This window comes from Streptomyces sp. (genome assembly GCF_035563135.1).
In the GTDB taxonomy this organism is placed as follows: domain Bacteria; phylum Actinomycetota; class Actinomycetes; order Streptomycetales; family Streptomycetaceae; genus Streptomyces.
This window is the reverse complement of record NZ_DATMVN010000868.1, coordinates 1-3,508: the sequence shown is the minus strand read 5'-3', so window position 1 is coordinate 3,508 and position 3,508 is coordinate 1. Positions and strand designations below refer to the sequence as shown.

Annotated in this window: 5 protein-coding genes; all 5 read right to left on the bottom strand. The window is 71.8% G+C overall.

The window, feature by feature from the left end; translation table 11 throughout:
• On the bottom strand, window positions 1-790 hold a 790-nt coding region (glpR, locus tag VN520_RS38330; protein ID WP_325751571.1), incomplete at its 3' end, for a gephyrin-like molybdotransferase receptor GlpR.
• 157 nt (window positions 791-947) lie between these two features.
• Complete coding sequence (locus VN520_RS38325; RefSeq protein ID WP_325751570.1) at window positions 948-1,577, bottom strand: GNAT family protein; 630 nt, start codon at window positions 1,575-1,577, stop codon at window positions 948-950.
• Between the two features lie 17 nt (window positions 1,578-1,594).
• Window positions 1,595-2,122, bottom strand: a complete 528-nt coding sequence (locus tag VN520_RS38320) for a MogA/MoaB family molybdenum cofactor biosynthesis protein (RefSeq protein ID WP_325751569.1) — start codon at window positions 2,120-2,122, stop codon at window positions 1,595-1,597.
• Window positions 2,119-2,619, bottom strand: a complete 501-nt coding sequence (moaC, locus tag VN520_RS38315) for a cyclic pyranopterin monophosphate synthase MoaC (protein ID WP_325751568.1) — start codon at window positions 2,617-2,619, stop codon at window positions 2,119-2,121. Before moaC ends, VN520_RS38320 begins: the two co-directional genes overlap by 4 nt.
• A gap of 125 nt (window positions 2,620-2,744) precedes the next feature.
• Window positions 2,745-3,508, bottom strand: a 764-nt coding sequence (gene glp / locus VN520_RS38310) for a gephyrin-like molybdotransferase Glp (protein WP_325751567.1), incomplete at its 5' end; no start/stop codon positions are given.

Here is a 3,508-nt window from a genome sequence, read left to right as displayed (position 1 = left end):
GTCCGCGTTCGCGCTGCTGGTCGACCCACTCCGCGTGGTCCGTCTGCTCGACGAGGGCGCGGCGGCCCGCCGCCTGGGGGGAGACCGTGGGAGCGGGTGCGGGCGCTTCGGGCTCCTCGTCGGACTCGGCCGGCGCCGAGGACGCCGGCTGGTGCCTGCGGGGGCGGTTCTCGCGCAGGCGCTGCGCGGCCACCTCGGCCCGGCGCCGGTCCATGGTGAAGACGAACCGGCGGCGCTCCTGGGCACGCAGATGCACGATGTACGTGCTCAGCAGCACGGCCGGAACGGCCGGCGCCCACAGGAAGCGGAGACCGCCCACCGCCGCGACGACCGCCCCGAGCGTGAAGGCCACGAACAGGATCGTGGTGGTACGCCGACGGCGTGCCAGGACCTGCGAACGCCGTCGGCGCTCGTGCTCGGACTCCGCGCCGGAAGGGCGCCGGCTCCGGGCGGGCGCCGGACGGCCCGGCCGCTCGTGCGCCGGGTCGCGCAACCGCGCTTCCGTATGTGCCGGGGGCGCGGAAAAGGCCCGGACGTCGACGGACTCGATCACGTCCGTGACGGCATCCGGGTCGACGTCGCCAGGCGCCTCCTCGGCATCCCGCTCCCGTAGCTCCTTGGCATAACGGCGCTCCATGGCCGCCCGTCCGGACAGCAACCGGATGGCGGTGCTGAAGCGTTCCGTCGGACGGGCCTCGTTGAGTTCGTCCTGCCTGCGGAGCCACATCGGCACCAAGTAGGCGGCCCAGGCCCCGACAATGACTGCGTAGATCAGGCCGCTGCTGCTCACGCTCACACCGTAGAGGGGTTTGCACGGCAGCATCCGCCAATTGGCCCGGTGTGTCGCACGATCCGGCTCATATGACGGACTTTTTTTGTGATTCTTCGAGTCACCAGTCGCCGAAAGTGAGTCCGATTACTGTCAGAGAGCGATCGAATTCGAACACTTATTTCATTTCCCCGGGTGTGCGTGACGAACCGGGCGTACCGGGCCGCACCCTGCGCCAACGCCGCAGCAGCCCGTCGGGCACTTCCTCCGCGGTAAGGGCGAAGATCAGGTGGTCCCGCCACGCCCCGTCGATGTGCAGATAGCGCGGCCGCAGACCTTCCGCGCGGAATCCGAGTTTCTCCACGACTCTTCGGCTGGGGCTGTTCTCGGGCCGAATGCACACCTCGATCCTGTGCAGCCCGACCGTCCGGAAACAGTGGTCGACCGCCAGCGCCACCGCCGTCGGCATGACACCGCGGCCCGCCACGCTCTGGTCGACCCAGTAGCCGACATGGCCCGAACACATCGAGCCCCAGGTGATGCCCGCCACCGTCAACTGCCCCACGAGACGCCCCTCGTACTCGATGGCGAAAGGCAGCATCCGGCCGGCGTTGGCCTCGGCGCGCAGGTGACGGACCATCTGACGGTAGGTGGGACGCCGGGCCACCGGGCCGCCGGGGGCGGGCGGTGGGACGGTCGCCTCCCAGGGGCGCAGCCATTCCCGGTTACGCCGGTTGACCTCGCGCCACATGCTCTGGTCGCGCAGCTTCATCGGCCGGAGGGTGACGGCGCCGTCGGTCAGGATCACCGGCCAGGTCCGGACGTTCAGCTCGGGCTCCCCGGTCGGGGGTGATCGCCGCCGCGCAGCTGGTCGACGGCGTGCACCAGGAGCCTGCTCAGGACCGCGAGCCCGTCGCGCACGCCGCCGGTCGAGCCGGGCAGGTTCACGATGAGGGTGCGGTCCGCGATGCCCGCGAGGCCGCGGGAGAGCGCGGCGGTGGGGACCTTGTCCCGGCCCTCGGCGCGGATCGCCTCGGCGATGCCCGGGACCTCCCGGTCCAGGACGCTGCGGGTAGCCTCCGGCGTGCGGTCGGTGGGCGAGATGCCCGTACCGCCGGTGGTGACGATCACGTCGTAACCCGCGGCCGTCCCCGCCCGGAGGGCTGCTTCCACCGGATCGCCGTCGGGCACGACCTGCGGGCCGTCGACGGTGAACCCGAGACCGGTGAGTGCCTCGGCGATGAGAGGGCCGCCCTTGTCGGCGTACACACCGGCAGAAGCGCGGTTGGAGGCGGTCACGACCAGGGCCCGGTATCCACCGGAGGCGGCGGGGGCACTGCCCGGCGCGGTCATGCGTCCGCCCCCTCCGGTGCGGGGCGCCGGTAGTCGCCGGACTTGCCGCCCGACTTCGCCTCGACCCGGACGTCCGTGATCACCGCGCTCTTGTCGACCGCCTTGACCATGTCGATCACCGTGAGCGCGGCGACCGACACGGCGGTCAGGGCTTCCATTTCGACCCCCGTACGGTCCGTGGTCTTCACGGTGGCCAGGATCTCCACCGCGTCGTCGGCGACACTCAGGTCGACCTTCACACCGGACACGGCGAGCGGGTGGCAGAGCGGGATCAGGTCCGGGGTGCGCTTGGCACCCATGATTCCCGCGATGCGCGCGGTGGCGAGGGCGTCGCCCTTGGGGACACCCTCGCCCCTGAGGAGTTCGACGACACGCGGTGATACGAGGACCCGGCCGCTCGCCCGGGCGACACGTGCCGTGACGTCCTTCTCCGACACGTCGACCATGCGGGCGGCACCCGCCTCGTCGATGTGCGTCAGCCTGTTCTGCGTACTCAACTCACTCCGCCTAGCGGTAGGGCGCCGGTTGCCCGCCCGCACCGCGCCGAGGCGCGGGCCGAGGGGCCCGGGGGCTTCCCCCGGTAAGGCACAGCGCCAGATACCGTACCGCCACCGCGCCGAAGTCAGCGGAGGAGGATCACCTCGGTCTCCGTGCCGGGCTCGGCGGAGGTGGTGTCCTCGGGCAGCACGATCAGCGCGTCGGCCTGGGCGAGGGCGGCGATCAGATGCGATCCGGCTCCCCCGACGGGCGTCACGGTGCCCGCCTCCGCGTCGTAGTTGCCGCGCAGGAACTGGCGTTTGCCGGCCGGCGAGGCGAGCGCCCCGCCGGTGCTGAGCGTGGCCCGCACCTTCGGGCGGTGGACGTCATCGAGGCCCATCAGCGTCAGGATCGCCGGCCGCACGAACAGCTCGAAGGAGACGTACGAGGAGACCGGGTTGCCGGGCAGCGCCAGCAGCGGCGTGTGGTCCGGGCCGATCGAACCGAACCCCTGCGGCTTGCCCGGCTGCATCGCCAGCTTGCGGAAGTCGATGCCGCTGCCGGCCTCGTCCTCGTCTCCCACGGACGACAGGGCCTCCTTGACCACGTCGTACGCGCCGACGCTCACACCGCCCGTGGTGACGACGATGTCGGCGCGGATCAGCTGGTCCTCGATGGTCGACCGCAGCGTCTCGGCGTCGTCGGCGACTGCCGGCACACGGTAGGCGATGGCCCCGGCGTCCCGGGCGGCGGCCGTCAGCGCGAAGCTGTTGGAGTCGTAGATCCGGCCGCCGGTCAGCTCCTCGCCCGGCTGCACCAGCTCGCTCCCGGTGGACAGCACGACGACGCGCGGGCGGGGCCGCACCCGCACCGTGGAGCGTCCGATCGCGGCGAGCAGGCCGATCTGCG

Excerpts from the sequence above, each read along its gene's own strand:
- VN520_RS38320 (WP_325751569.1), bottom strand. The coding sequence starts at position 2,122 with ATGACCGCGCCGGGCAGTGCCCCCGCCGCCTCCGGTGGATACCGGGCC.